Origin of the sequence: Erythrobacter sp. JK5, from assembly GCF_018205975.1 — a bacterium.
Classification (GTDB): Bacteria; Pseudomonadota; Alphaproteobacteria; order Sphingomonadales; family Sphingomonadaceae; genus Erythrobacter.
In genome coordinates this window covers 1,412,891-1,437,718 of sequence record NZ_CP073577.1, presented here as the reverse complement: position 1 = coordinate 1,437,718, position 24,828 = coordinate 1,412,891, and the positions used below count along the sequence as shown (strand labels likewise).

Genomic DNA, 24,828 nt, shown 5'->3' with positions numbered 1-24,828 from the left:
CGGAGCGCGCCGCAACCTGCGGCCCGTCGGCCCGTGTTGCCCGCGCCAGCCTAGGGCCGCAGGTTTCCCGCTACGCGGTGCGTCTCGCCCCTTTTCCCGGCCCTGATCGGGCTCCGGCGGACAGGGCCGAGGCAATGGTGCCTCCTCTCCTTGTCCCCGCGATCAGGAGACACCCCATGTACGACAGCTTCATCGACCAGTTGAGCGGCCTCGACCTTTCAGGCCTCAGCATCAGGCCAGCCCCCTTCAACGAGACCGACTTTCCCTGCGAGGATGCGATCGACCAGACGCTTGGTGCCGTATGGTCCGACCTCTTCGCGATGTTTTCCGACACGGCCCTGGAAGCAGATGCCGAGGATATTGCCTGGGGCGTGGTCAATCTCTTTCACCGCGCAGCCAGCCGCAAGTCGGCTCAACTTGACCGGGCCGGCGACGAGATCCGGGTCCTCCTCGCATCAGCCGACGGGTCCGAAGTGCATTCGAGCAATCTTGAAGAGCAGGTTGAGCGTGCGCAGGCTGCCGAAGCCAGCATGCTTGCCTTTGAGCAGATGCGCGAGGCGGCGGCAGCACTTTACCGCGACGAGACCGGTTCCTCGTGGAAGCCCGTTTCCGGCTCGCGTGCGAGCCATTCGCGCCATCTCACGTCGGCTGTTATCGATGCCCGCGATTTCCTCCGCGCACGTGCTGAGAAGCGGCGTCACGCTCTGATTCCGGAAGGAATTCCGGTCCTCTTCGCCGGTGGTCGCCAGAGCTTCGAGAGCGCCGAGGATGCGAAGCGATATGCTGACAATATCTGGGCAACGCTGGACAAGGTTCGCGATGCGGTTCCAGATCTCTTCCTGGTCCATGGCGGCGATGGCAAGGGTGCAGATCGCCTCGCAGCGAGCTGGGCCGAGCGCCGCGAGGTGCAGCAGCTGACCTATTCGCTCGATCGTCGGCTTGGTGCCCGCGCCGGCTTCAAGCGCAACGAGCAAATGCTTGCGCTCAATCCGCGTTACGTCGTCGCCTTTCCGGGAAATGGCGTGACCGAACGGCTCGTCATCGATGCCAAGGCACGCCGGATCACGGTGGTCGATCGCCGCGGCCTCTTGGGCACCTCTCCCGGGTCCTGAGTGGGCATTCATCATCAGCATCGTAAACGTCTGCATGTGCATCCGGCATCGACCCGACTATGGACCGGTCATGCAACTTGACGATCTGCTGCAGCGCTACTTTGCCACCACCGACCTCTCCGGGGTTTCTCCCGACACCTTTGCAGCCGGCATTGAGCATTGCCGGGTCGATCTCGGCCTTGAGGACGACCGGGGCAAGCGCTTTGCACTGTGGTCGTTCCTGCACATGTTTGGGTCTGCCCCCGATCTCGACGTTGCGTTCGAAAACGAGGAAGACCGGGAAGCAGCCCGCAACTTCATGGATCTCCTGGCGGCATCGGAAGGCGATGGAGCAGGCTGATTGCAGCAGGGTATTGGCACCTTCAGGCCCGCACCCGATACCCATCCGGCTTTCTTCGCGAACAGTCCTGAATCAGGTCAGCTGAGGACAGCAACCCGTTCCTTGCCGGCCGTGTTGGCAGCTGCGCTGCCTGCCCGCACCACCCGTCATGAACAGGTTCCCCTTCGGCCCTTCAGGCCTGCGGTGCAGTCCTCCCATGTCCTGCTTCTTCTGGATGTTCGCAAGCCGGAGATGGTCTCCGGTTTGAGGAACCGAAGGAATACACCCATGACCAATATTGCAATCCTCACTGGCCGCATCGCTCGCGATCCCGACACCCGCGAGACCAAGGGCGGCACCAACGTCACCGGGATCACCGTCGTCACCGATCGCCCCGCACGCGACAAGGACGGCAAGACCTACAAGGACGAGAACGGCTACACCGCCAAGGAAAGTGAGTTCCACCGGGTGACCTGCTTCAACGGCCTCGCCAAGACCGTCGGGCAGTACTGCTCAAAGGGCCAACTGATCAGCGTCCAAGGCCGCATCCACTACACCCAGTGGGAGGACAAGGACGGGGTCACGCGCTACGGTACCGAGATCCTCGCCGACAAGGTCGACTTCCTCTCCCGAGGTAACGGCTCGAGTGACGACAACGACAACACCGACGCTCCCGAGATCGACTGAACTCTCCCGTCGGTCTCCCTCCCGAAGGGGTCCTGTCCTACCGGACAGGGCCCCTTCTTACTGTTCCTACTCTCCGGTTCACTGTTCGGTAGGAGAAGATGAGCGAGCCGGTGGAAGCAGCCTCTGCAGAGATGCTTCTTCGCCGAGCTTTCCAAGTTCTCCGGCAACTCTTGCGAGCGCCTTCTTCGAGAAGGTCTCAAGTCCTGTTCCCAATATGATGCGGCCCAGTTCTAGGGCGGCTTGCTCCTCAAGTTGTTTCTGGCGCTCGGCAAGTGCCAGCCGGTCGGCCTCGAGTTTCCGGAGTGCTGCGACAGCGCTTCGTTTGGTTGGCATCGGGGTTCCTTTCCTGCACCCCTCGGTGGATCCTCCCTTCGATCAACATGCACCCGGGCACAGCCTGTAGGAAAGTCCAATCGCGCGGGTCGTCCCTTGCACTACGTAACGGAGCGGGGGAGGGGGCTGGCTCACCGAGTTCCAAGGGTGATGGGTATAGGGCCGGCGCGTCAAGGACGGCGGGGCCCCACCATTTTGCCTCCCCTGCGCTTTGCTCCGGTCCGACAAAATCGTTGCCCCCACCGCCGCTTCGCGGTCGCCCTCGGGGCGATCCCTGACCCGCCGGCCCCATGCCCCTCCGCCTGTTTCCTGTCGTCTCAGCGACAGGTTTCAGGAGGATATCATGACTGCACTCAGCACCTTGGACACGAACGCGCACAGCTATTTCGAAGCGCTTGCAGTTGCCGAAAGGCGCGCCCTGCACAGTTTCTTCGACCAGCACGTGGTGGAAGATGAAGACCTGGGCTACTTCGCCCTGGACGAGGGTGACTACAACGCACTGCCTGCGCATCTCGCCAGCCGCGTGGTGCACACGGTCCATGGGGCCTTGCTGGACGAATACTGACGACCAAACGAGGGCAGGAGCCGGTGACGGTTCCTGCCCCTTTTTCGTGTTCGCTGGCACTGGAGCGGGACGAAAAGTGGAGCGGGGCTGGGGACGCGCTCGGTCCCGCCCCGCCTTCGGCGGTGCTCCTGCGGGCGCGGCCATTTTTGTTCTGGGCCCCGCGCGCACTCCCGAGCGGCAGCGGGTCGGACCGGCGCGGTGCCGCGGGAACCGACAGGCCCCGGTCCCGGGCACCGCACGCGCTCCTTTGCCGCAGCCTTTGCGGGGGTGCGGTCCTTGTGCGTGGTATTCATTCAGTTGCAGATCAAGCAGGATTACGACCGCGAACTGGATGCTCGCGCCTCCGAGGGTTCAGTTGGAAAATGCCTTCGAGAAAGGAGCGACCATGATCACCGGATTTCGCCGCGCAATGGGGAACAGAATTGGCACACCGTACGCAGTAGCACTGCTGTGTTTTGGGAAAAAGTGCAATAAAATCAGTGCGCGAAACGCTCAAAGTGCTCGACAGAGAGGGCGCTGTTGAATGCCGCCCGGTCCCCGCAAATGACAGTATTTCCAAGGGTTCTGGGGGCAGTTTGCATGAGGGCGAATGCCATATGGTCCCCAAACGTCGAAGGTCTGCGCGCAGAGCGCTTCTCGATGGCAATTTTGCCCGCCGCAAGCTGCCGCTGCGCGAGCGCGAATACTGCATCTGGGACACCGAGCTTGCAGGCTTTGGGCTCCGCGTAAGGCCGAGCGGGAACTACTTCTGGTTCGTTCGCTTGCGCCACCGCGGGAAGCATCGGCGCATCACCCTTGGCCGGGCCGACGAACTTGAGGCGGGGCTGGCGAGGGCGCAGGCTCGCCGCTTCCTTGCCGAAGCCGCGCTCGACGGATTGCCCCAACGCGTAGTGGTCAAAGCCACCCCGACGATGACCGATTTCGTCGAGACATATTGGGACGATCTTTCGCGCGTCTGGAAGCCATCGACTACCAAGCGGAACTGGGGCGCGTGGCGGCTCACCATCAAACCTACGTTTGGCGACATGCGCGTAGCGGACATCCTCCCTCCTGACATCCACCGCTGGCGCGATGGATGCGCGGGAGAGAGCGAGGTGAAGTTCAATCGCGCCGTGCCCGTGTTGTCCGCGCTGTTCAAATATGCCGAGGCGCTCAAGATGCGTCGGCCAGGTTCGAACCCCTGCCGAGGCATGCCGCGCTACAAGCGGCAAAGCGTCGAACGCTATTTGACGCCAGTCGAGTATCGCCGGATCGGGGCGGCATTGCGTGAGGCCGAGGCAGACCGACCAGCAGAGGTCGCAATCGCTCGCTTGCTCTTGTTCACTGGCGCGCGCGTTGGCGAGATCAAGAACCTGCGCTGGGAGTGGGTGAAACCGCCACGGCTCGTGCTGCCAGACAGCAAGACTGGTCCCAAGGTGATCTGGCTTAATTCACAGGCGCAGGACGTTTTTTCGGGAATCGAGAGGCGCAATGACAGCGATCTCGTTTTTCCGAACCGCACTGGAAAACGCCCGCTGAACTTCGATCAGTGGTGGTTCGTCTTCCGGCGTCGTTGCGCATTGCCAGACGTCCGCATCCACGACCTGCGGCACAGCTTCGCTTCGACCGCGATCATGGGCAACGTTCCCCTATCGACCATTGGTAAGCTGCTGGGCCACAAGCTGGTCGAGACGACCGCCAAATATGCCCACCTGTCCGATGACGTGATCGGCGAAGCCGCCGAGCGAGTTTCTGGCTCGCTGGCGCAAGCTATTGGTCTCAGGCCATGACCGCCGCCAGCCTCAAGAAGATCGTCGAGCAAGCGCTTGCCGAAGTCGGTGCCACTGTCAACTTCAAGCTCGTTCCCAAAGGCAGGGCGCGCACTACAACATGGCTCGGAGTCGAGCACGGCTTTGGCATTCGCCACTATCCGAGCGGTCGCAACGTCTACATCGTCCAGACCCGCATGGCAGGCCGTATGCGCACCGTGACAATCGGGCCTGCATCGGTCCTGACTCGCTACCAGGCCCAGATGGTCGCGCGCCGGGTTATTGCCTACGCGCAGGTCGGTCGCGATCCGGCGACTGAGCGCCAGCGCATCCGGTCAGCGCCGAGCTTCGCCGACTTCTTGACCGAGTATTGTGAACGCTGGGCACCACGCTGGAAGGCATCGACCCTGGAAACCCACACCGGCTATCGCCGCCGCTATCTCGATGACGCCTTCACCGGTATCTACATCGACGAGCTGAACGAGGGTCATGTCACAAGCTGGTTTGCGGACCTCAACAATCGGACAGGGCCGGGAGCATCGAACCGGACCTTTGAAATCCTAAAGCACATGCTGAACAAGGCGGAAGAGTGGGGCTACCGGCTCGAAAACACCAATCCGTGCCGTTCCGTGCGGCCCAACCGCAAGCGCCAGTGCGAGCGCTTCCTTACGAACGAAGAACTCGCTCGCTTGGGAACCGAACTGGCGAAGCTTCGATCATCGGACGACCGCACGAAGCAGTGCGCGGGTGCAGCCATCACGCTCCTGTTGCTGACCGGCTGTCGCAAGAGCGAAATCCTCACGCTCGAATGGACCGACATCAAGTGTAACCGCCTGCACTTGCGCGACAGCAAAACCGGACCACGAACGGTTTGGCTCGGCTCGGCAGCCCGTGAAGTGATCGCCGCGCTCCCCCGCTTCGAGAGGATTCCGTACCTGTTTTGGAACTACAGCTACCGCAAGCCGCTTCGCTGCGTGAACGGGTTCTGGCGCCGGCTCAGAGACGAAGCAGGACTACCCGGCGTTCGTATCCACGACCTGCGCCATACCTTTGCCAGCCATGCCGCGATGAACAAGGAAACGCTGCCAATGATCGGGCGTCTGCTTGGCCATGCCAATGTTCAGACCACGGCCCGATATGCCCACCTCGATGACGGTCATTTGTTGGAAGCGGTTCAGCAGGTAGGCGATGCGATCGAAGACAGGCTTGGACACGCCTAGGTAAAGTCAGACTGAAGTCGCTTTGAATACTTTAGCTGCGTAGAAGTAAACCATATTGCTCCCTCTCAAGTCACTCGGGCCGGCTAACGAAATCGAAGCGTGATCTGGCTTTCCGCCGACATCCTCAGCTGGTTGATCGAGAGCTTGTTTTCCGGAAGGTCGCCAAGCGTTGACCGAACTTCGCCGGAGACCGCTTGCTGAATTGCATAGGTACTGCGATAGCCACGACCGGCAAGGTCGCTGGCGATGGTGAGCACGTCCTCTTCGTCAAGCAAGTCGCTGTGTACGGTCGTGCGCACCTCGAAGGGGACCGCGTTCTGGCCGCACAGCATGTCCAACGTCGATGAAAAGCGCGACCAGGCTTTGACGCCGGTCACACGCTGAAACTTGGAAGGCGGCGCCTTATAATCGAGCGCGATCCGGTCGAGCAATCGCGCTTCGAGCAATCGGGCGACCACATCGGGACGCAGGCCGTTGGTGTCGAGCTTGAGGGCAAATCCCATCGCTTTGACCTTCATCGCGAAATCGAACAGCCCGCGCCAACTCGTCGCCTCCCCGCCGGAAAGCACAACGCCATCGAGCAACCTCCGACGTCTGGTGAGAAACGCAAAAATCTTTTCCTCGCTCATGCTGCCCTGTCCGAGCACGATCTGTGGGTTGTGGCAGTATCCGCAACGCATGTTGCAGCCTGCAACCCAGATGATACAGGCGACCCGGTCCGGAAAATCCAGCATCGTGAATGGGGTCAGCCCGTGAAACGGGGCGGTGGCACGCCTTTCGACGTGCCGTTTGCCCTCCGGCAATGTTGCAACCGATTCCATCTCAGTGCGGTGATGCAAAGAGGTCGCCGACCATCGCGGCATCCTCGGTGAAATGGCGGCGCTCGCGGTGTTCGCCGCTCTTGCCTTTGTTGAAGCTGTCCACCGGTCGGAAGTATCCCATCACCCGGGTCCAGACCTTGGTCCTTTCACCGCATTCGGGGCATTCCGGTTGCTCGCCCTGTAGATAGCCATGCGTGTCGCAGACCGAGAAGACCGGTGTCAGCGTGACGTAGGGCACGCGATAATTGGTCAGCACCTTCTTCAGGAAGTTGCGCGCGGCATCGGCACTCGACAGTTTCTCGCTCATGTAAAGATGAAGCACCGTACCGCCGGTATATTTGCATTGCAGGTCATTCTGCAGCTCGAGGGCTTCGAACGGATCGTCGGTGTGATCGACCGGGATCTGCGACGAATTGGTATAGTAGATGTTCTCCTCACAGCCGGCCTGGAGGATGTCGGGGAACCGCTTTCGGTCTTCCTTGGCAAAGCGATAGGTGGTGCCCTCTGCAGGAGTGGCTTCGAGATTGTACAGATTGCCGGTCAGTTCCTGATACCCGACCAGCTTGGCACGCATATGGTCGAGGATATCCAGCGCCATCTGAATCCCGTCCGGCTCGGTTAGATCAGAGGCGTCCCCGGTGAAGTTGCGCACCATTTCGTTCATCCCGTTGACCCCGATGGTCGAAAAGTGGTTGCGCAGGAACGGCAGGTAACGGGCGGTGAACGGGTACAATCCGCGATCGTACATCTGCTGGACGAAAGCGCGCTTCTTCTCGAGCGTTGACTTCGCGATATCCATCAACCGGTCGAGCTCATCCATCAGGGCTGGTAGATCGCCTTTGAAGCGATAGCCAAGCGCAGCCATGTTGATGGTAACGACGCCGAGCGAACCGGTCATTTCAGCCGAGCCGAACAGGCCGTTTCCGCGTTTCAACAGTTCGCGCAGATCGAGCTGGAGGCGGCAGCACATGGATCGCACTGCGCCCGGCGAGTAGGCTTCGGGGTTGGGGTGTCGCTCCCCGGTCTCCGGATCGCGGATATACTGGCTGCCGATGAAGTTCTGGAAATAGGAGGACCCGACCCTCGCCGCGTTCTCGAAGATCGCGGTGGCTACCTTGCTGTCCCAGTCGAAATCCTCGGTGATGTTCACGGTTGGGATCGGGAAGGTAAAGGGTTGGCCGGTCGCGTCGCCTTCGGTCATCACTTCATAATAGGCGAGATTGATCAGCTCCATCTCCGCAGCGAAGTGGGAGAAGGTCATGTCTTTCAGCGATCGCAATCCCATGTCCCGTGCCTGTGCCCGGGCAAGCAGGACGTCATTCTCGATCCCGGCGAAAAGATGGAGGTCCCGATAGGTCGGATAGAGACTGCGCAAGTCTTCGGGCACCGCGATGTCGAGCGTAATGTTCGTGAACGGAGATTGACCCCAGCGCGCCGGCACATTGAGGTTGTAAACGAACTGCCGGATCGCCTTTTTCACTTCAGCGAATGTCAGATTATCGTAGAAGACGTAGGGCGCCAGATAGGTGTCGAAACTCGAAAACGCCTGCGCGCCGGCCCATTCCGATTGCAGGATGCCGAGGAAGTTGCTCATCTGGCCGAGCGCTTCGCGGAAATGGCGTGGCGGGCGAGACGAGACGCGCCCGGCGACACCGTTGAACCCATCGTTCAGCAGCGCGCGCAGCGACCACCCCGCGCAATACCCGGTCAGGCAGTCGAGATCGTGGATATGGATGTCACCCTGCCGGTGCGCCAGGCCCTCCTCGGGCGCGTAGACCTCGTCGAGCCAGAAATTGGCGATCACCTTGCCCGCGACGTTGCTGATGAGGCCGGCGTGCGAATAGCCGACATTGGCGTTGGCCTTGATCCGCCAGTCGGCACCCGAGATATACTCACCGACGGTTTCGGAGCAGTTGATTTCGCGGCCACCCCGGAGTGCGTCACGAATGCCTACTTGGCCATACGAACGATCATTCGCTGCAAGCGCTTCGCAAGCACTTTCGTTCTTCAGTTTCAGCGTCATGGTTCCATTCTCTCCCTGATCCGAGCCAGCTCTTGGCGAGCGGCTTAGACACAACATGTAGTGTTAGTTATGGAATCCTAGGCACAAGATAGGAAGATTGGATTGATAAATGTCAAACCGATGAAATTTTCTCGATGGAGCGTTTCGGGCGAGTTTCGCGGCATCAAGGAACAGTCATGCGATCCCCAGATCAGGCCCGGGTGACGCCCCTCATGGTAGGATCGCATTCTTGACTTCGGTCAAAGCCTCAGCCGTATCGCTGACCTATCCGCGCGGCACATGTGACGATGCCTCGCGCTTCGGGCGCGCATCTTGGACCTGCGGAGAAACGGATTGTCGGAGACACTGGCGACGGCCTTGCTCAAGGCGCTCAAGGATCGCGGAGCGGACCGGGTTTTCGGAATTCCGGGTGATTTTGTCCTGCCCTTCTTCCGCGCCATCTCCGAGACCGACATTCTGCCCTTGCACACGCTGAGCCACGAACCCTCGGTCGGCTATGCGGCGGATGCCGCCAGCCGGATCGGGAGCAGTTTGGGCGTTGCGGCTGTCACCTACGGTGCCGGTGCTCTCAACATGGTGAACGCCGTGGCTCAGGCCTATGCCGAGAAATCGCCCCTGGTGGTCATTTCGGGAGCGTCCGGCGCGCAGGAGGGGGTCTTGGGGCTCGGCCTGCACCATCAGGTCAAGAGCCTGAACTCCCAATTCGAAGTCTTCCGAGAATTGACCTGTGCCCAATGCATTCTCGATGACCCGGCGATCGCACATCAAGGGATCGCAAGAGTGCTCGACACCGCCATCAGTCTGTCGCGACCGGTCTATATCGAGTTCCCTCGCGATCTCGTCGACATGCCATGCGCCTCAGTGCCTTCAATGCATCTGCCGCCCCCTGACCTTGATAGTGCGCGCGCCTGCGCCCGCGAAATCATCGGCAAACTCCGAGCGGCTGAGTCCCCTGCAATCCTCGTTGGCGTTGAAGCGCGCCGATACGACCTCGAAGACAGGATCGCCGAGCTATGTCGGACCTTGTGCATTCCGGTTGCAACAAGCTTCATGGGCAGGGGGCTGTTTGCAGGCGAGGAATTGCCTTTGCTCGGCACCTATCTTGGCTCCGCCGGGAACTCGGGCGTCGCCGAAGCGATAGAAGGCGCGGACTGCCTGTTGATGCTCGGAGTGATTGTTTGCGACACGAATTTTGGCGTTTCCGGACGCGAGATCGATATGCGAGCATCGATCCGCGCGCTTGATCGCACCGTGGTGTTCGCTCATCACATCTATCCGGACGTCACACTCGAAGCGCTGATCGACGCGTTGACCGAAATCGCCGAGCCGATCGGAGCGGCCAAGTCGGCGAGCGGTGCATCCTACGCGGTTGGGTTGCCCGATGACGCGACGCCGCTGGCACCGTCGCATATCGCCATCGGCATCAACGACCTGTTCGAAACTCATGGGCCCATGCCGATTGCCGCCGATGTCGGAGACTGCCTGTTCATAGGCCTGGAAGTCGCCGATACCGAATTGGTTGCGCCTGGATACTATGCTTCGATGGGAACAGGCGTCCCCGCGGGGCTTGCCATCAACGCTGTCACAGGCCGCCGTCCGATCGTGCTCGTCGGGGATGGCGCATTCCAGATGACCGGCTGGGAACTCGGAAACTGCCAACGCTATGGATGGTCACCGATCGTGATCGTCCTCAACAATCAGGGCTGGGGGATGCTCCGGAGTTTTGCCGCAGCTGATGCTTACACCGACCTCGCCGATTTTCACTATGCAGACTTGGCGCAATCGCTTGGTGGGAAAGGAGAGCGGGTTGAGGCCTGCTCCCAACTCGCCGAGGCGCTGAAGAGAGCGGTCGAAGAAGAGGACGGCTTCTACCTGATCGAAGCGATGCTGCCGCGTGGCAGCACGTCTGATGCACTGCAACGCTTTACGCAAGCCATGAGGCGGATTTCGGCGCTGGCGAATGAATAGCGGCCGCGGGCCATCGCGCCTTGTTGCGTCAGCCGATTGCTGGCTTTGCCCGCTCGATAATGTCACGTGAGTCGATAACCGCGTCCGAGCCGCCATAGGCCAGCGATGGGCTCACAAGGCGTAACCGGCAAAATGCCTCGGCAATCGGGCTTTCAGCGCAAATCAGCGCCGCAGCCTGCGCTGCTAGCGCCAACCTTTCGACCATATTGCGTGCGCGGTGCTCACCGCTATCGCTGAAATCGAGCGACTCGATCCAGTTGTCGTATAAGGGGTGTTTGCCGCGTGCCTCTGCGAGAAACTCCCGCAAAGATTCGAGCGAGTCGGGTTCGCGCGTTATCGCTCGCAAGACATCAAGCGCGATGACGTTGCCCGAGCCTTCCCAGATTGCGTTTAGGGGTGATTGCCGGAAAAGGCGCGGCATCGGTCCGTCCTCGACATAGCCGCCACCACCAAGGCATTCCATCGCTTCGTACACCATGCCCGGCGCGCGTTTGCAGACCCAGTATTTGGCGATCGGTGTCAGCAGACGGGCCAGCGGTTCCTTACGGTCGAATGCGGCTGCGACACGGAACGCAAGCGATGTGGCCGCTTCGCTCTCCACGGCAAGGTCTGCAAGGACAGCGGCCATCGCGGGCTGGTCCGCCAGATTGCGCTGGAACGCCGTGCGATGGCTGGTGTGCCATATGGCCTCGGCCAGCGCGGCGCGCATAGTAGCAGCAGAGCCGACAATGCAGTCCAGACGGGTATGCTGAACCATCTGGATGATCGTTGCCACCCCGCGCCCCTCCTCTCCAACCCGCTCCGCATAAGCATCGTGATATTCGATCTCCGAGGAGGCATTCGAGAGATCACCCAGCTTGTTCTTAAGGCGCATGATGCGAAAACCGGCATTGCGTTCGCCAACCGGTGTCCACTTGGGAACCAGGAAACAGGTTAATCCCGCTTCGGTGTAGGCCAATGTCAGAAAGGCGTCGCACATCGGTGCTGAACAGAACCACTTGTGCCCGGTGAGCCGGTATGCTCCGTCTCCCGCCTGAGCTCTGGTGGTGTTCGCACGGACGTCCGAGCCGCCTTGCTTTTCGGTCATGGCCATGCCGATCGTGACGCCCGCCTTCTCCGGTGCAGGCCTGACCGCCGGATCGTAGCGCGATGCCGTGATCCGGGGTATCCAGAAACTGCCAATGTCACGATCGAGGCCGAGCGCCGCGACAGCGGCATAGGTCATCGTCATCGGGCAACCGGTGCCAGCCTCGGCCTGGCCGACCAGAAAGCTCAACGCGGCGTGAAGCGTCTGCCCTGCCTCTGTTCCATCCCAGGCGACCGCCGCCACTCCCTCGTCGAGTCCCAACGACATCAATTGATGATAGGAAGGATGGAACCGGACTTCGTCGATCCGGTGACCGAAGCGGTCATGAGTCTCGAGCCTAGGGCAATTCTGATTCGCATCCTCGCCCCAGCCGATGACCTCGTTCGAGCCTGTCTTCTCGCCAAAACCATCGAGCCGATCGACGTGGCTGCCCGCTCCGGACCGGATCACAGCCTCTTGCAGCGCCCGATCCGAGCGGAACCGATTGAAGCCTACGAGAGGTGGAGGCTGATTGGTCACCTCGTGGGTCTCGGACCCCTTAGCGGGGTGGCGCAACTCCATAAGTTCGGTGGCTCCTTTAAAGCTCAATGCTAGCACGCGCCCTTCGAATGGTCGGAGACCGGCGCGAGAAACTCTGGTCAGGTCGTGGCCGCCTGGTACCGCGCGTCTATCACTTCCCAGTCGAGATTGGCCATGAAGGCGTCGACATAGCGCGCGGCAGCGGTGCCGTAGTCCATGTGATAGGAATGTTCATACATATCGAGCGCAATCAACGGTACGCCCGCTGCCGCGCCGTGCATGTGATCCCACGCCCAGTAGTTGTGCAATGAGCGCGTGTGTGCGTTCCACGTGAGGATGCACCAGCCCGATCCGCCCGCCAGCGACATGGCGGTGCGGCGGAATTCGGCCTCCCAGTCTTCATAGCTGCCAAACCAGCTGTCCAGCGCCTCGAAGATCGGGCCGCCCGGATTTCCGTCCCCGCCAAGCCCGTCGAAGTAGAGTTCATGAAGCACCATAGATCCCGTACGGTGTAGCTCCTCGCGCTTCATTCCGGCATAGGCGACGGTTGGATAGTCCGGGTCCGCCATCGCGGCGGCGAGGCGCTTTTCGATGGTGTTTAGACCTCGGACCGAACCTTGGTAGTTGTTCTCCCAATGTGAGGTTATCAGGCGCTCGGAAAGGCCGGATAGCTTCGCCGGATCGAACCGCAAGGGCTTGGGGATGTGCTTTCCGGCAATGGCAGCGATGGGCTGCGGTTCCTGCGCGCCGGCGCTTGAAGCGGTTGCCGATAGCGCAAGCCCCGCCGCTCCGATCGCTGTCGTTCCTATCGCCTCGCGTCTGGTTAGATTGCTCATAGAGTCAGACTCCCGACTTCACTCACTCAACGGCCGAATGGTCCCATCCGGCGATTTTCGGAATATCTCGTTTCCGTGTCATTGTCTCAGATCAAAGCGATTTCGATCCCGTCTCAGTCCTCAAGGAAATTAACCTTGCCGCTGTCGAGATGATAGAAGGCACCGACCACCTTGAGCGTGCCCTGGCGTTGTGGCGCCAGCAATGCGGGTGATGCCTCCTCTCGTAGCTCTCTCACCACGCGCCGGACATTGCTGATCGCGGCGGCGTCAACGATGTGATCTGCCCAAGGATCTGTCTCGAGCACGGCTGGGAGAAGCGATTGCAGAACCTTGGAGATGTTGCCGGAGAAGCTTGCCTTGCCCCTTGCAAGCGACACTGCGGCGTTGATTGCGCCGCAGGCCTCGTGCCCCATCACCACGATGAGCGGCACATTGAGGTTCGTGACCGCGAATTCGAGGCTGCCGAGTGCCGTTGTGCACAAAGTGTTGCCCGCATTACGGATGATGAAGAGTTCACCCAATCCGCGCTCGAACAACAGTTCGGGCGGGACGCGCGAATCCGAGCAGCTCAGATAAGCTGCAAAGGGGCGCTGCGCCGCCGCAAGCTCGAGCCGCCGCATGCGGTCCATTGTCGGCTCATAGGTCGAGTCGTCGAGAAAGCGCCTATTGCCCTCCTTCAAGAGCTCGAGAGCTTCTTCGGGTGTGAGTTGAGGTACCTCTTCCAATTGATCTGATCATCCTTCGGTGTTCGCTGGCGGCTCTTGTGTCGTCCCATTCAGAGTATTCCATGGGCGCCGGCCATTGCACCCAGCGTCGTTAGGAGGGCGACGACTGAAAGGACCTGATGCACCCGAACCATCAAGCGAAAATCACGTTCGGGTGTTTGCGAGTGCGCCATCCGTCTGTGCAAAAACAGCGGTTCGGCAATGAACAGCATCACAAAGAACGCCAGCCACAAGGCGAGCATCGCGTGCAGCCACCAGTAACCCTGCTCGGCAAAACGCCCCCACAAGTTACCGCGCCACGTCATCCAGAACCCTGAGGTGCCAGCCAGCAGGACCCACGCCTTGGCCTGCGCGGAGAAGCCCTGCTCGATACGGTGAAAGGCTTTCAACCGGTTCTCAGGCGCCTCGGTCTTCCGTATGGCCGGCATCACCACGAATGTGACGAACCAGACGCCGCCGATCCAGCCGACAATGGAGGCGACATGCAGCACGCGAGCAATGGTGAAGTCGTCGAAGATCATGGCCTTGCCTTCTAACCATTATCGCCTGCACAACTTTGATCAGCATCAAATACATCTCGGCCTGCGAGTCTATTCGGGCGGCATGAAAACGCACCTTCTCAGCCTTTCGGCTGCCTCGCTGGCGATGCTGACGCCGACAGTCGCCCTTGCAGATGACGGCAATGATCTGCCGTTCGAGCCCTATCTCGATTTGAGGTACCGGCTCGAAGTGGTCGAACAGGCAAACCTGCCTGAAGATGCGACCGCTTCGACACTCAGGATCAGGGGCGGGGTCGAGACCGACGAATGGAACGGCCTGAGCGCGCTGGTCGAAGGCGAGGCCGTGGTCCGGATCGGGCCAGACGACTTCAACGACACGGTCAATGGCCTCGCGCAGTTTCCGGTCGTCGCCGATCCTTCCGACGTGTTGCTCAACCGTGCGTTCGTACGGTGGCGACCCGATCCGGCGATCGAAGCGGTCGTCGGGCGGCAAAAGGTCAACCTCGACAATCAGCGCTGGGTCGGTTCGGTCGACTGGCGCCAGAACGACCAGACATTCGACTTGGTACAACTGAATCTGAAACCGGTCGAAGGAGCTTCGATCCAGTACTTCCATGCATGGCGAGTCAACCGGATATTTGGACCGGATTCTCCCAACGGAGTCTGGCGTGACAACGATATCCACGCCGTCAATGCCAGCTACGCCATTCCGTCAGTCGGTACGGTTTCTGCCTATGGCTATTTCCTCGATATTCCCGATGCGCCTGCGGCCAGCTCGCAAACGCTGGGTCTGCGCCTAGCGGGCGCGCAACCGGTGAGCGGCAGTACGAAAATCCTGTACGCTGCCGAATACGCCAACCAGCGCGATCTGGGGCCGAATCCGGGCAATTTTTCGCTCGACTACCTCTTGCTCGAGCCAGGGGTTTCGACCGGTGGTTTCACCGCCAAGGTCGGCCTGGAGCGACTGGAAGGCAACGGTTCGACCGGGCTGCAGACACCGTTGGCAACCTTGCACGCTTTCAACGGCTGGGCCGACAAGTTCCTCGCCACGCCGCCGACCGGGCTGCGCGATTTCTATGGCGACGTGAGCTATCGCTTCGGCGACGGATCACCCCTCAAGGGGTTGTTGTTGCGCGGTACCGTGCACGATTTCGACGCTACGGAGATTGACCTGTCCTACGGACGCGAAGTGGACCTGCTTGTGGTATATCCGATAAAAAAGAACCTGACCGTTCTAGCAAAGTTGGCGCATTACGAAGCGGACGCGTTCAGCGTTGATACCACAAAAGGTTGGTTGCAAGTCCAGGTCAGTTTCTAGCGCAGGTCAGGCGGTACCGGATCGGGCCGTGCATAACGCTTGAGGCTTTCGCGGTCCTCGATCCTCACCCTTGAACCATCGAGCGATACGCCATGTTTTCTGAGCGTGCCAAAAGCGCGCGAGAGGTTTTCGGGCGTCATGCCGAGCAGCGAGGCGAGCAGGCGCTTCTCTCCCTTGAGCTCGAACTCCCACTGCCCGCTTTGCCGGGCGGATTTTTCGAGCAAGTGATTGCCCAGCCGCTCGGCCGACTGCCGCACCTTCATATCCGTGAGCGCGCGGACGAGATCGCGATAGCCATGTGCCAGTTGATGCATGGTCGCCTGCATCAAGGCGGCATCATGCCGAACGGCTTCGCGCAGTCCTAACGCAGGAACGAGCAGGATGCGAGAAGAGGTAAGCGTGCGCGCAGACATCAGATAGGGAGTGTCGGTTACGACGGCAGCGAGAATATAGCTTTCGACGGGTTCCACGATCCGCATGGTCGTATCGCGCCCGGCACCTTCCACGAACAGTTCCACCAGCCCATCGACCAGCACATGCAGGAAGTCCGCATCCTGTCCCTTTTCGAAGAGCGTGAGCTGTGGAGGAAAAACCTGGAGATAGGCCCCCGCAAGGATCGTATCCCGCTGCGCTTCGGCCATGTCCCGAAACAGCGGAAGCCGTGCGATTTCAGGCTTCTCGCCGATTCTCATGAATGTCGAAGCTCCAACTCGTTGAATTCGCCGAGTTAGCCTTTCACTTGATCATTATCAAGTAAATGCATGATCTATTTCGGCGGCACCATTGCGTCTCGTCATGTCGAGAAGAGATTCTCCGGCCAGCGCTTGCCAATTTGATTTTGGTCAAAGAGCCACGACCGACCTCGAGCAATTGCAGTTCCGTCCAAAATGCCAAAACAGGGATCGAACCATGCAAGGTCAGGAAATCGCGACGAGCGGTGAGCAAAACAGGGCACTGGGCCTAAGCACGTTTGCCTTCACGATCTGCTTCGCTGTCTGGACGATCTTCGCGATCGTCGGGATCGAAATCAAGGCGGAGCTGGGCCTGACCGATACGCAGTTCGGATTGCTGGTCGGAACGCCGATCCTTACCGGTTCGCTCAGCCGTCTCTTGCTTGGGGTGTGGACCGACCAGCACGGCGGTCGGATCGTATTCCCGATCACTATGCTCGCCTCGGCGGCATCGACCTTCTTGCTGTCCTACACTGACAGTTATCTCATGATGCTGCTGGCGGCGCTAGGTCTAGGCTTGGCGGGTGGCGGCTTTGCCGTTGGCGTTGCTTACGTCGCCAAGTTCTACCCGCTTGAGAAGCAAGGTTCGGCGCTCGGCTTCTTCGGCATGGGCAATGTCGGTGCGGCGGTGACCAAGTTTCTTGCGCCGTGGGTTATGGTGGCGATCGGCTGGCAGGGCGTGGCTCAGGTCTGGGCGGGAGCCTTGGCGATCGTAGCCGTCCTGTTCTACCTTTTTGCCAAGGACGATCCCGAGTTCGCGGCCCGCAAGACTAGCGGGGTGAAGGCAAAAGGCCTGCTCGAACAGCTCGAACCGCTGCGCAATGAGCAGGTGTGGCGCTTCTCGCTCTACTATTTCTTCGTTTTCGGTGCCTTCGTGGCGCTCGCGCTCTGGCTGCCCAATTACATGGTTGGCCTCTACGGTATCGACGTGAAGCTGGCGGGTATGCTCGCTGCGACCTTCTCGCTCTCGGCCAGCGTGTTCCGCGCCTATGGAGGCGTGCTCTCGGATAAGTATGGCGCGCGCAAGATCATGTACGCCACCTTCGGCGTCTCGCTGATCTGCCTGTTTATGCTGTCCTATCCCGCGACCGATTACGTCATCCACGGGATCGAAGGCGACATCACGTTCTCCACCTCCATGAACCTGGTGCCTTTTGTCATCACTGTATTCGTGCTGGGCTTCTTCATGTCGCTCGGCAAGGCGGCGGTCTACAAGCACATTCCGGTCTACTATCCCGGCCACGTTGGATCGGTGGGCGGTCTCGTGGGCCTGGTCGGCGGGCTCGGCGGCTTTATTCTGCCGATCGTGTTCGGCGCGGTCAGTGACCTGACCGGCATCTGGACCAGCTGTTTCATGGTCCTGTTTGCCCTAGTGGGCGTTGCGCTCGCATGGATGCATATCGCCATCCGGCAGATGGAGCAGAAGGCCAGCGGGATCGATACGCGATCGCTGCCCGAATTCCCGGAAATGGCAGAGCTGCACGATGAGGAGAAGCAAGCTGTCGCTACTCCCAGCAAGGTGCTGACCGAGTGGAAACCTGAGGATCCCGGTTTCTGGGAGCAAACGGGCGAGAAGATTGCGCGGCGCAATCTCTACATCTCGATTCCCGCCCTGCTGCTGGCCTTCTCGGTCTGGATGGTGTGGTCGATGGTGGTCGCGAAGCTGCCCTCGATAGGCTTCGACTATACCACCGATCAGTTGTTCTGGCTGGCGGCATTGCCGGGCCTTTCCGGCGCGACCTTGCGGATCTTTTACAGCTTTGTCGTGCCGATATTCGGGGGCGCCTGTGGACCACTCTGTCGACCGCGTCGCTCCTGATCCCGGCATTCGGGATAGGCTATGCGGTTCAGAACCCAGACACGCCCTATATCATCTTCCTCGTTCTCGCCCTGCTGTGCGGCTTTGGTGGTGGCAACTTCGCCTCCTCCATGTCGAACATAAGCTTCTTCTTCCCGAAGGCACAGAAGGGCAACGCTTTGGCGCTCAATGCCGGGCTGGGGAATCTGGGCGTATCGGTGATGCAGTTTCTCGTGCCGCTGGTGATTGTCGCCAGCGTCTTCGGCGCGCTGGGCGGAGAACCGCAGCAAACGGCAGAAGGCGGTCAGTTGTGGCTTCAGAATGCCGGCTTCATCTGGGTGCCGTTCATCATGGTGTCCACGCTGCTGGCATGGTTCGGGATGAACGACATCGCCGATGCAAAGGCCAGCTTTTCGGAACAGTCGGTGATTTTCCAGCGCAAGCACAATTGGCTGATGTGCTGGCTCTACACCGGGACTTTCGGCAGCTTCATCGGTTTCTCCGCTGGCCTGCCGCTGCTCGCCAAACACCAGTTCCCGGACGTGGATGTGCTCCAGTTCGTCTTCCTCGGGCCGCTTGTGGGTGCGCTTAGCCGTGCTGCGACCGGTTGGGTATCGGACAAATGGGGCGGTGCGCGAGTAACCTTTTGGGTCTTTGTGCTGATGATGCTGGGCGTGCTCGGGGTGGTGTACTTCCTCGAAGCGGCAAACTGGTGGGGTTTCCTTGGCGCTTTCATCTTCATGTTCTTCATGACGGGTGTCGGCAATGCTTCGACCTTCCAGATGATTCCCAACATCATGCGCCAAGAAGTGCCACGCCTGATGCCCCATCTGGATGAGACGGCGCGGGTCCGTCAGGCCGAGAAGGAGTCGGCAGCGATCGTGGGCTTCACTTCGGCCATCGCCGCCTACGGGGCCTTCTTTATCCCGAAGAGCTTCGGCAGTGCGATTGCAGCTACCGGTTCGCCGATGGCCGCCTTGTGGAGCTTCCTCATCTTCTACGCCAGCTGCGCTGCACTGACCTGGTGGGCCTACACCCGCCGGGGCGGCCTGCTGCACGACATCGAACGCGGCCGGGCGCCAACCCCGGTTGAATCACCAGCCCAGCTCAAGGGAGCAACCGCATGAGCAAGCTTCTCGACCGCCTGACCTTCTTCAACCAGAAGAAAGTGGCCTTTTCCGCCGGTCACGGGGTGACCACTAACGAAAACCGTGATTGGGAAGACAGCTATCGCAAGCGCTGGCAGCACGACAAGATCGTGCGTTCGACCCACGGCGTGAATTGCACAGGGTCCTGCAGCTGGAAGATTTACGTCAAGGGCGGGATCATCACTTGGGAAACGCAGCAGACGGATTATCCGCGTACGCGGCCCGACCTGCCGAACCACGAGCCTCGTGGGTGCCCGCGCGGTGCAAGTTACAGCTGGTACATCTATTCGGCCCAGCGGCTGAAATATCCGATGATCCGCTCGCGGCTGGTCAGACTGTGGCGCGAAGCGCGTGTGGTGAGGACCCCAGTGGCTGCATGGGCCTCGATCGTCGAGGACCCGGCCAAGCGCAAAAGCTACACCGCAATACGCGGCCATGGCGGTTTCGTGCGTTCGACCTGGGATGAGGTCAACGAGATCATCGCCGCGGCCAACGCCTACACCGCCAAGACCTATGGCCCCGACCGGGTGATTGGGTTCTCGCCCATCCCCGCGATGTCGATGGTGAGCTATGCGGCCGGTTCGCGCTATCTCTCGCTGCTCGGCGGCACCTGCATGAGCTTCTACGATTGGTACTGCGATCTGCCACCCGCCAGCCCTCAGACCTGGGGTGAGCAGACCGACGTTCCGGAAAGCGCCGATTGGTACAATTCGGGTTTCCTGATGATGTGGGGCTCCAACGTGCCGCAAACACGCACGCCCGATGCCCACTTCATGACCGAGGCGCGCTATCGGGGCACCAAGGTTGCCGTGGTCAGCCCCGACTATGCCGAGGCGACCAAATTCGCTGACCTCTGGCTCAATCCCAAGCAAGGGACCGACGCCGCGCTCGCCATGGCGATGGGCCATGTCATCCTGCGCGAGTATCATCTCGACCGTCAGGCAGAGTATTTCGAGGATTATTGCCGCAAGTATTCCGACTTCCCCATGCTTGTGCGTTTGGTCGAAAAAGACGGTGCTTACGTGCCTGAACGGCTCTTGCGGGCTGCCGATTTCCTCGAGGATCTTGAGGAAGACAACAATCCCGAATGGAAAACGGTGGCAATCGACGAGGCCACCGAAGAAGTCGTCGTGCCCAATGGTTCGGCTGGTTTCCGCTGGGGCGAAGAGGGCAAATGGAACCTGGAGGAGAAGGACGGGCGCGGCAACGATACTGTGCTTCGCATGACCAACATCCTTGAAGGCCAGCACGATGAGGTGGTCGAGGTCTCCTTCCCCTATTTCGGCAATCGCGAACACGATCATTTCGAAGGGACCGATCATCCCAGTGTGCTCAATCGCAGGGTGCCTGCGCGCCAGCTCCAGCTCAAGGAAGGCAAGTCTTTCGTTGCGACCGTCTTCGACCTGTTTTGCGCCAACTATGGGCTCGATCGGGGTCTTGGCGGAGACCATGTTGCGCGGGATTACGCCGAGATGGTCCCATATACCCCGGCCTGGGCCGAGAAGATTACCGGTGTGCCTGCAGAACAGATCATCACAATTGCCCGCGAATTCGCGAGCAACGCCGAAGTGACCAAGGGTAAATCGATGGTCATTGTCGGAGCTGGTCTGAACCACTGGTACCACATGGACATGAATTATCGCGGCATCATCAACATGTTGGTGATGTGCGGCTGCGTGGGCCAGTCGGGCGGCGGCTGGTCGCATTATGTTGGCCAGGAAAAGCTACGCCCGCAAACCGGCTGGACGGCGCTTGCCTTCGCGCTCGACTGGAACCGGCCTCCGCGCCACATGAACTCGACCAGCTTCTTCTATGCGCATACCGATCAGTGGCGCTACGAAACACTCGATGTGGACGAGATCCTTTCACCGACTGCGCCCGAGGGAGATTGGGACGCAAGCCTGATTGATTACAATGCGCGGTCCGAACGGATGGGCTGGCTTCCCAGTGCGCCGCAACTCAAGACCAATCCGCTAGAAGTGGGCAAGGCGGCTAAGGCTTCTGGCAAGGACGCCAAGGACTATGTGGCGGAGCAGCTGAAATCGGGTGAGCTGGAAATGTCCTGTTTCGATCCGGACGATCCAGCCAACTGGCCGCGCAACATGTTCGTGTGGCGCTCCAACCTTCTCGGGTCTTCGGGCAAGGGCCACGAGTATTTTCTCAAGCACCTGCTTGGCACCGCGCATGGCGTGCAGGGCAAGGACTTGGGAGAGATCGGTGGCCAGAAGCCCAAGGAAGTGAAGTGGCACGACGATGCGCCGCAAGGGAAGCTCGACCTGCTCGTTACGCTCGACTTCCGCATGTCGACCACTTGTGTCTATTCGGACATCGTGCTGCCGACCGCGAGCTGGTACGAGAAGGACGATCTCAACACGTCCGACATGCACCCGTTCATCCACCCGCTGTCGGCGGCTGTCGACCCGGTGTGGGAGTCGCGCAGCGACTGGGATATCTACAAGGGGATCGCAAAAAAGTTCTCCGAAATTGCGCCCGAGGTACTCGGGGTCGAGCAAGACGTTGTGATGACTCCGATCCAACACGACAGTCCCAACGAAATCGCGCAGCCCTATGACGTGGCCGATTGGGGCAAAGGCGAAGTCGAGCCTATTCCGGGCAAGACCATGGCCAATATCGCGGTGGTCGAGCGGGATTATCCCAACCTGTACAAGCGGTTTACCGCGCTTGGTCCGTTGATGGACAAGCTTGGCAATGGCGGCAAGGGTATCGGCTGGAATACCGAGCATGAAGTGGAGAACTTACGCAATCTCAATGGAAGAGTGCTGGAAGAAGGCCCGACCAAGGGCATGCCGCAAATCGAAAGCGCGATCGACGCCGCCGAAGTTATCCTGATGCTGGCACCCGAGACCAATGGCGAGGTTGCGGTCAAGGCGTGGGGCGATCTCGGCAAGAAAACGGGCCGCGATCACGAGCATCTGGCGCTGCCCAAGGAAGAGGAGAAAATCCGCTTCCGCGACATTCAGGCCCAGCCGAGAAAGATCATTTCTTCGCCCACATGGTCGGGGCTCGAAAGCGAGCATGTCTGTTACAACGCGGGATATACCAACGTCCACGAATTGATTCCTTGGCGGACGCTGACCGGGAGGCAGCAGCTTTATCAGGATCACAAGTGGATGCGTGCGTTTGGCGAAGGGTTCTGTCTCTATCGCCCACCGATCGACACCAAGGCGGTCAAGCCGATGCTCGATGAAGCGAAGAACGCACCGCACGTGGTGCTCAATTTCATCACGCCGCACCAGAAATGGGGCATCCACTCGACCTACACCGACAATCTGTTGATGCTGACGCTCTCGCGCGGCGGGCCGATCGTGTGGATGAGCGAGGTTGATGCTGCGAAGGCGGGTCTCGTCGACAATGACTGGGTCGAAACCTTCAACGCCAACGGAGCGCTGGTTGCCCGCGTGGTGGTGTCGCAGCGCATGAAGGAGGGCACGCTCTTTATGTACCATGCGCAAGAGAAGATCACGAATGTCCCGGGATCGCCGCTGACTGGCCAGCGCGGCGGCATTCACAATTCGGTGACCCGCGCGGTGCTCAAGCCAACCCACATGATCGGTGGCTACGTTCAGCAGAGTTATGGCTTCAACTATTACGGCACGGTCGGGTCGAACCGCGACGAATACGTGATTGTCCGTAAGCTTCAGAAGGTCGACTGGCTCGAAGAAGCGCTTCCTGAAGGGGAGACCGCAGCATGAAGATCCGCGCGCAAATCGGCAAAGTCCTCAATCTCGACAAGTGCATCGGTTGCCACACCTGCTCGGTCACCTGCAAGAACGTGTGGACCAGCCGCGAAGGCATGGAATATGCCTGGTTCAACAATGTCGAGACCAAGCCGGGCATCGGCTATCCCAAGGACTGGGAAAACCAGAAGCGCTGGAATGGTGGCTGGGTCCGCACGCCCGGCGGTTCGATCCGGCCCAAGATGGGCGGCAAGTGGCGGGTTCTGGCGAAGATCTTTGCCAACCCGGACCTGCCCGAAATCGACGACTACTACGAACCCTTCACCTTCGATTACGCGCATCTGCAGAAGGCAGGCGAGAGCAAAGCGTTTCCGACGGCGCGTCCGCGCAGCCTGATTTCGGGCGAGCGGATGGAGAAGATCGAGTGGGGTCCCAATTGGGAGGAAATCCTCGGCGGCGAATTCTCCAAGCGCTCCGAAGATTACAACTTCGAAGGGGTCCAGAAGGAGATTTACGGCCAGTTCGAAAACACCTTCATGATGTATCTGCCGAGGCTGTGTGAGCACTGTCTCAACCCGACCTGCGTAGCTGCCTGTCCCTCGGGCGCGATCTACAAGCGCGAGGAGGACGGCATCGTCCTGATCGACCAGGAAGCCTGCCGCGGCTGGCGCATGTGCGTGTCGGGCTGCCCGTACAAGAAGATCTACTACAACTGGAAAACCGGCAAGAGCGAGAAGTGCATCTTCTGCTATCCGCGCATCGAAGCGGGCCAACCGACGGTTTGCAGTGAAACCTGCGTCGGCCGCATCCGCTATCTCGGCGTCATGCTCTATGATGCGGATCGGATCAAAGAGGCCGCCTCGTCAGAGAATGTCGAGGATCTGTATCAGGCTCAACTCGATATCTTCCTCGATCCCAACGATCCCGAGGTGATAGAGCAGGCGCGCAAGGATGGCGTGCCTGAAGCCTGGCTGGAAGCGGCGCGCAATTCGCCCGTCTACAAGATGGCGATGGAATGGAAGGTCGCCTTCCCGCTCCACCCGGAATATCGCACGCTGCCGATGGTCTGGTATGTGCCGCCGCTGTCACCCATCAGTGCTGCCGCCAATGCCGGGCAAATATCGGTCAACAACAACATGCCCGATATTCGATCCTTGCGAATCCCGCTCAAATATCTCGCCAACCTGCTGACCGCAGGAGACGAAGAACCGATTGCGGTGTGCCTCGAACGCATGCTTGCGATGCGGGGATATATGAGGGCGAAATCGGTCGAGGGTGTCCACAATGAGACCATCGCAACCGATGTCGGCCTCACCGGCGAGCAAATCGAGGAGATGTACAAGGTGATGGCGCTGGCGGACTATGAAGACCGCTTCGTCATCCCCACCGGTCACCGCGAAGATGCCGAAGACATGTTCGACGAGCGCGGCTCGTGCGGCTTTTCCTTTGGTAACGGTTGCTCCGGTGGCAGCGGCGAAACGAACCTGTTCGGCGCTCCTCCCGCCCGCAAGAAACTCCAGACTCCGACGGAGGTATTCTGATGAAATCGCTCCATTTGCTTTCTCTACTGCTGCAATATCCGAGCAAGGACTTGCAGTCAGTGTCAGGCGAAATCCGTCAGCGGCTCAATGATGACCGCTCGCTTGAGGCCAAATCCGTCGAGGCTCTGAAT

At 60.2% G+C, this 24,828-nt stretch carries 20 protein-coding genes; 12 read left to right on the top strand and 8 right to left on the bottom strand.

Annotated features, from left to right (window positions below; genetic code table 11):
- The first annotated feature begins 176 nt into the window (after positions 1-176).
- The 3 genes from KDC96_RS06990 (at position 177) to KDC96_RS06980 (ending at position 2,118) form a co-directional block, all read left to right on the top strand.
- A complete protein-coding gene (locus tag KDC96_RS06990; RefSeq protein ID WP_212451795.1) occupies positions 177-1,112 on the top strand; it encodes a DUF2493 domain-containing protein in 936 nt (311 codons plus the stop codon).
- A 70-nt stretch (positions 1,113-1,182) separates the two neighbouring features.
- Positions 1,183-1,452 (top strand): hypothetical protein, encoded by a 270-nt coding sequence (locus KDC96_RS06985; RefSeq protein ID WP_212451793.1) that lies wholly within the window; start codon positions 1,183-1,185, stop codon positions 1,450-1,452.
- A 267-nt stretch (positions 1,453-1,719) separates the two neighbouring features.
- On the top strand, positions 1,720-2,118 hold the full coding sequence (locus KDC96_RS06980) for a single-stranded DNA-binding protein (RefSeq protein WP_212451791.1): 399 nt from the start codon (positions 1,720-1,722) through the stop codon (positions 2,116-2,118).
- Positions 2,119-2,196: 78 nt separating this feature from the next.
- Here KDC96_RS06980 and KDC96_RS06975 read toward each other — a convergent pair whose 3' ends face one another.
- Positions 2,197-2,451 carry a DUF6437 family protein gene (locus tag KDC96_RS06975; protein ID WP_212451789.1) on the bottom strand — a complete coding sequence of 85 codons (255 nt, stop codon included), beginning with the start codon at positions 2,449-2,451 and terminating at the stop codon, positions 2,197-2,199.
- Positions 2,452-2,794: 343 nt separating this feature from the next.
- Between KDC96_RS06975 and KDC96_RS06970 the strand changes: the two genes are divergently transcribed.
- From KDC96_RS06970 to KDC96_RS06960, 3 genes are all read left to right on the top strand, one after another.
- Positions 2,795-3,016, top strand: a complete 222-nt coding sequence (locus KDC96_RS06970; RefSeq protein ID WP_212451787.1) for a hypothetical protein — start codon at positions 2,795-2,797, stop codon at positions 3,014-3,016.
- Between the two features lie 479 nt (positions 3,017-3,495).
- On the top strand, positions 3,496-4,785 hold the full coding sequence (locus tag KDC96_RS06965) for a site-specific integrase (RefSeq protein ID WP_249171963.1): 1,290 nt from the start codon (positions 3,496-3,498) through the stop codon (positions 4,783-4,785).
- Positions 4,782-5,984 (top strand): tyrosine-type recombinase/integrase, encoded by a 1,203-nt coding sequence (locus tag KDC96_RS06960; protein ID WP_212451785.1) that lies wholly within the window; start codon positions 4,782-4,784, stop codon positions 5,982-5,984. Before KDC96_RS06965 ends, KDC96_RS06960 begins: the two co-directional genes overlap by 4 nt.
- Positions 5,985-6,067: 83 nt before the next feature.
- Here the strand turns inward: KDC96_RS06960 and KDC96_RS06955 are convergent, their stop codons facing one another.
- Entirely contained in the window at positions 6,068-6,805 is a 738-nt protein-coding gene (locus KDC96_RS06955; protein ID WP_256439043.1) for an anaerobic ribonucleoside-triphosphate reductase activating protein, read from the bottom strand.
- A 1-nt stretch (position 6,806) separates the two neighbouring features.
- On the bottom strand, positions 6,807-8,828 hold the full coding sequence (locus KDC96_RS06950; protein ID WP_249171962.1) for a ribonucleoside triphosphate reductase: 2,022 nt from the start codon (positions 8,826-8,828) through the stop codon (positions 6,807-6,809).
- Between the two features lie 333 nt (positions 8,829-9,161).
- On the opposite strand from KDC96_RS06950, the gene ipdC reads away from it, so the two are divergent.
- On the top strand, positions 9,162-10,796 hold the full coding sequence (ipdC, locus tag KDC96_RS06945; protein ID WP_212451778.1) for an indolepyruvate/phenylpyruvate decarboxylase: 1,635 nt from the start codon (positions 9,162-9,164) through the stop codon (positions 10,794-10,796).
- 28 nt (positions 10,797-10,824) lie between these two features.
- Here ipdC and KDC96_RS06940 read toward each other — a convergent pair whose 3' ends face one another.
- From KDC96_RS06940 to KDC96_RS06925, 4 genes are all read right to left on the bottom strand, one after another.
- On the bottom strand, positions 10,825-12,402 hold the full coding sequence (locus KDC96_RS06940; protein WP_249171961.1) for an acyl-CoA dehydrogenase family protein: 1,578 nt from the start codon (positions 12,400-12,402) through the stop codon (positions 10,825-10,827).
- Positions 12,403-12,521: 119 nt separating this feature from the next.
- Entirely contained in the window at positions 12,522-13,238 is a 717-nt protein-coding gene (locus KDC96_RS06935; protein WP_212451774.1) for a superoxide dismutase, read from the bottom strand.
- 113 nt (positions 13,239-13,351) lie between these two features.
- Positions 13,352-13,963, bottom strand: coding sequence for a carbonic anhydrase (locus KDC96_RS06930; RefSeq protein WP_212451772.1), 612 nt, complete (start codon positions 13,961-13,963; stop codon positions 13,352-13,354).
- A gap of 50 nt (positions 13,964-14,013) precedes the next feature.
- Entirely contained in the window at positions 14,014-14,484 is a 471-nt protein-coding gene (locus tag KDC96_RS06925) for a hypothetical protein (RefSeq protein WP_212451770.1), read from the bottom strand.
- Positions 14,485-14,566: 82 nt separating this feature from the next.
- Here KDC96_RS06925 and KDC96_RS06920 point away from each other — a divergent pair, with 82 nt between their 5' ends.
- On the top strand, positions 14,567-15,781 hold the full coding sequence (locus KDC96_RS06920) for an alginate export family protein (protein WP_212451768.1): 1,215 nt from the start codon (positions 14,567-14,569) through the stop codon (positions 15,779-15,781).
- Here KDC96_RS06920 and KDC96_RS06915 read toward each other — a convergent pair.
- Complete coding sequence (locus KDC96_RS06915; RefSeq protein ID WP_212451766.1) at positions 15,778-16,473, bottom strand: helix-turn-helix domain-containing protein; 696 nt, start codon at positions 16,471-16,473, stop codon at positions 15,778-15,780. The genes KDC96_RS06920 and KDC96_RS06915 overlap by 4 nt on opposite strands.
- 103 nt (positions 16,474-16,576) lie before the next feature.
- Here KDC96_RS06915 and KDC96_RS16615 point away from each other — a divergent pair, with 103 nt between their 5' ends.
- From KDC96_RS16615 to narH, 4 genes are all read left to right on the top strand, one after another.
- A complete protein-coding gene (locus tag KDC96_RS16615) occupies positions 16,577-18,331 on the top strand; it encodes a nitrate/nitrite transporter (RefSeq protein WP_212451764.1) in 1,755 nt (584 codons plus the stop codon).
- 110 nt (positions 18,332-18,441) lie between these two features.
- A complete protein-coding gene (locus KDC96_RS16610) occupies positions 18,442-19,437 on the top strand; it encodes an MFS transporter (RefSeq protein ID WP_371815552.1) in 996 nt (331 codons plus the stop codon).
- The gene (locus tag KDC96_RS06905; protein ID WP_212451762.1) at positions 19,434-23,171 is read left to right on the top strand and encodes a nitrate reductase subunit alpha; all 3,738 of its coding nucleotides are present in this window, start codon (positions 19,434-19,436) and stop codon (positions 23,169-23,171) included. Before KDC96_RS16610 ends, KDC96_RS06905 begins: the two co-directional genes overlap by 4 nt.
- Positions 23,168-24,697, top strand: a complete 1,530-nt coding sequence (narH, locus tag KDC96_RS06900; RefSeq protein ID WP_212451759.1) for a nitrate reductase subunit beta — start codon at positions 23,168-23,170, stop codon at positions 24,695-24,697. The genes KDC96_RS06905 and narH overlap by 4 nt, the downstream gene beginning before the upstream one ends.
- The last annotated feature ends 131 nt before the right edge of the window (positions 24,698-24,828 follow it).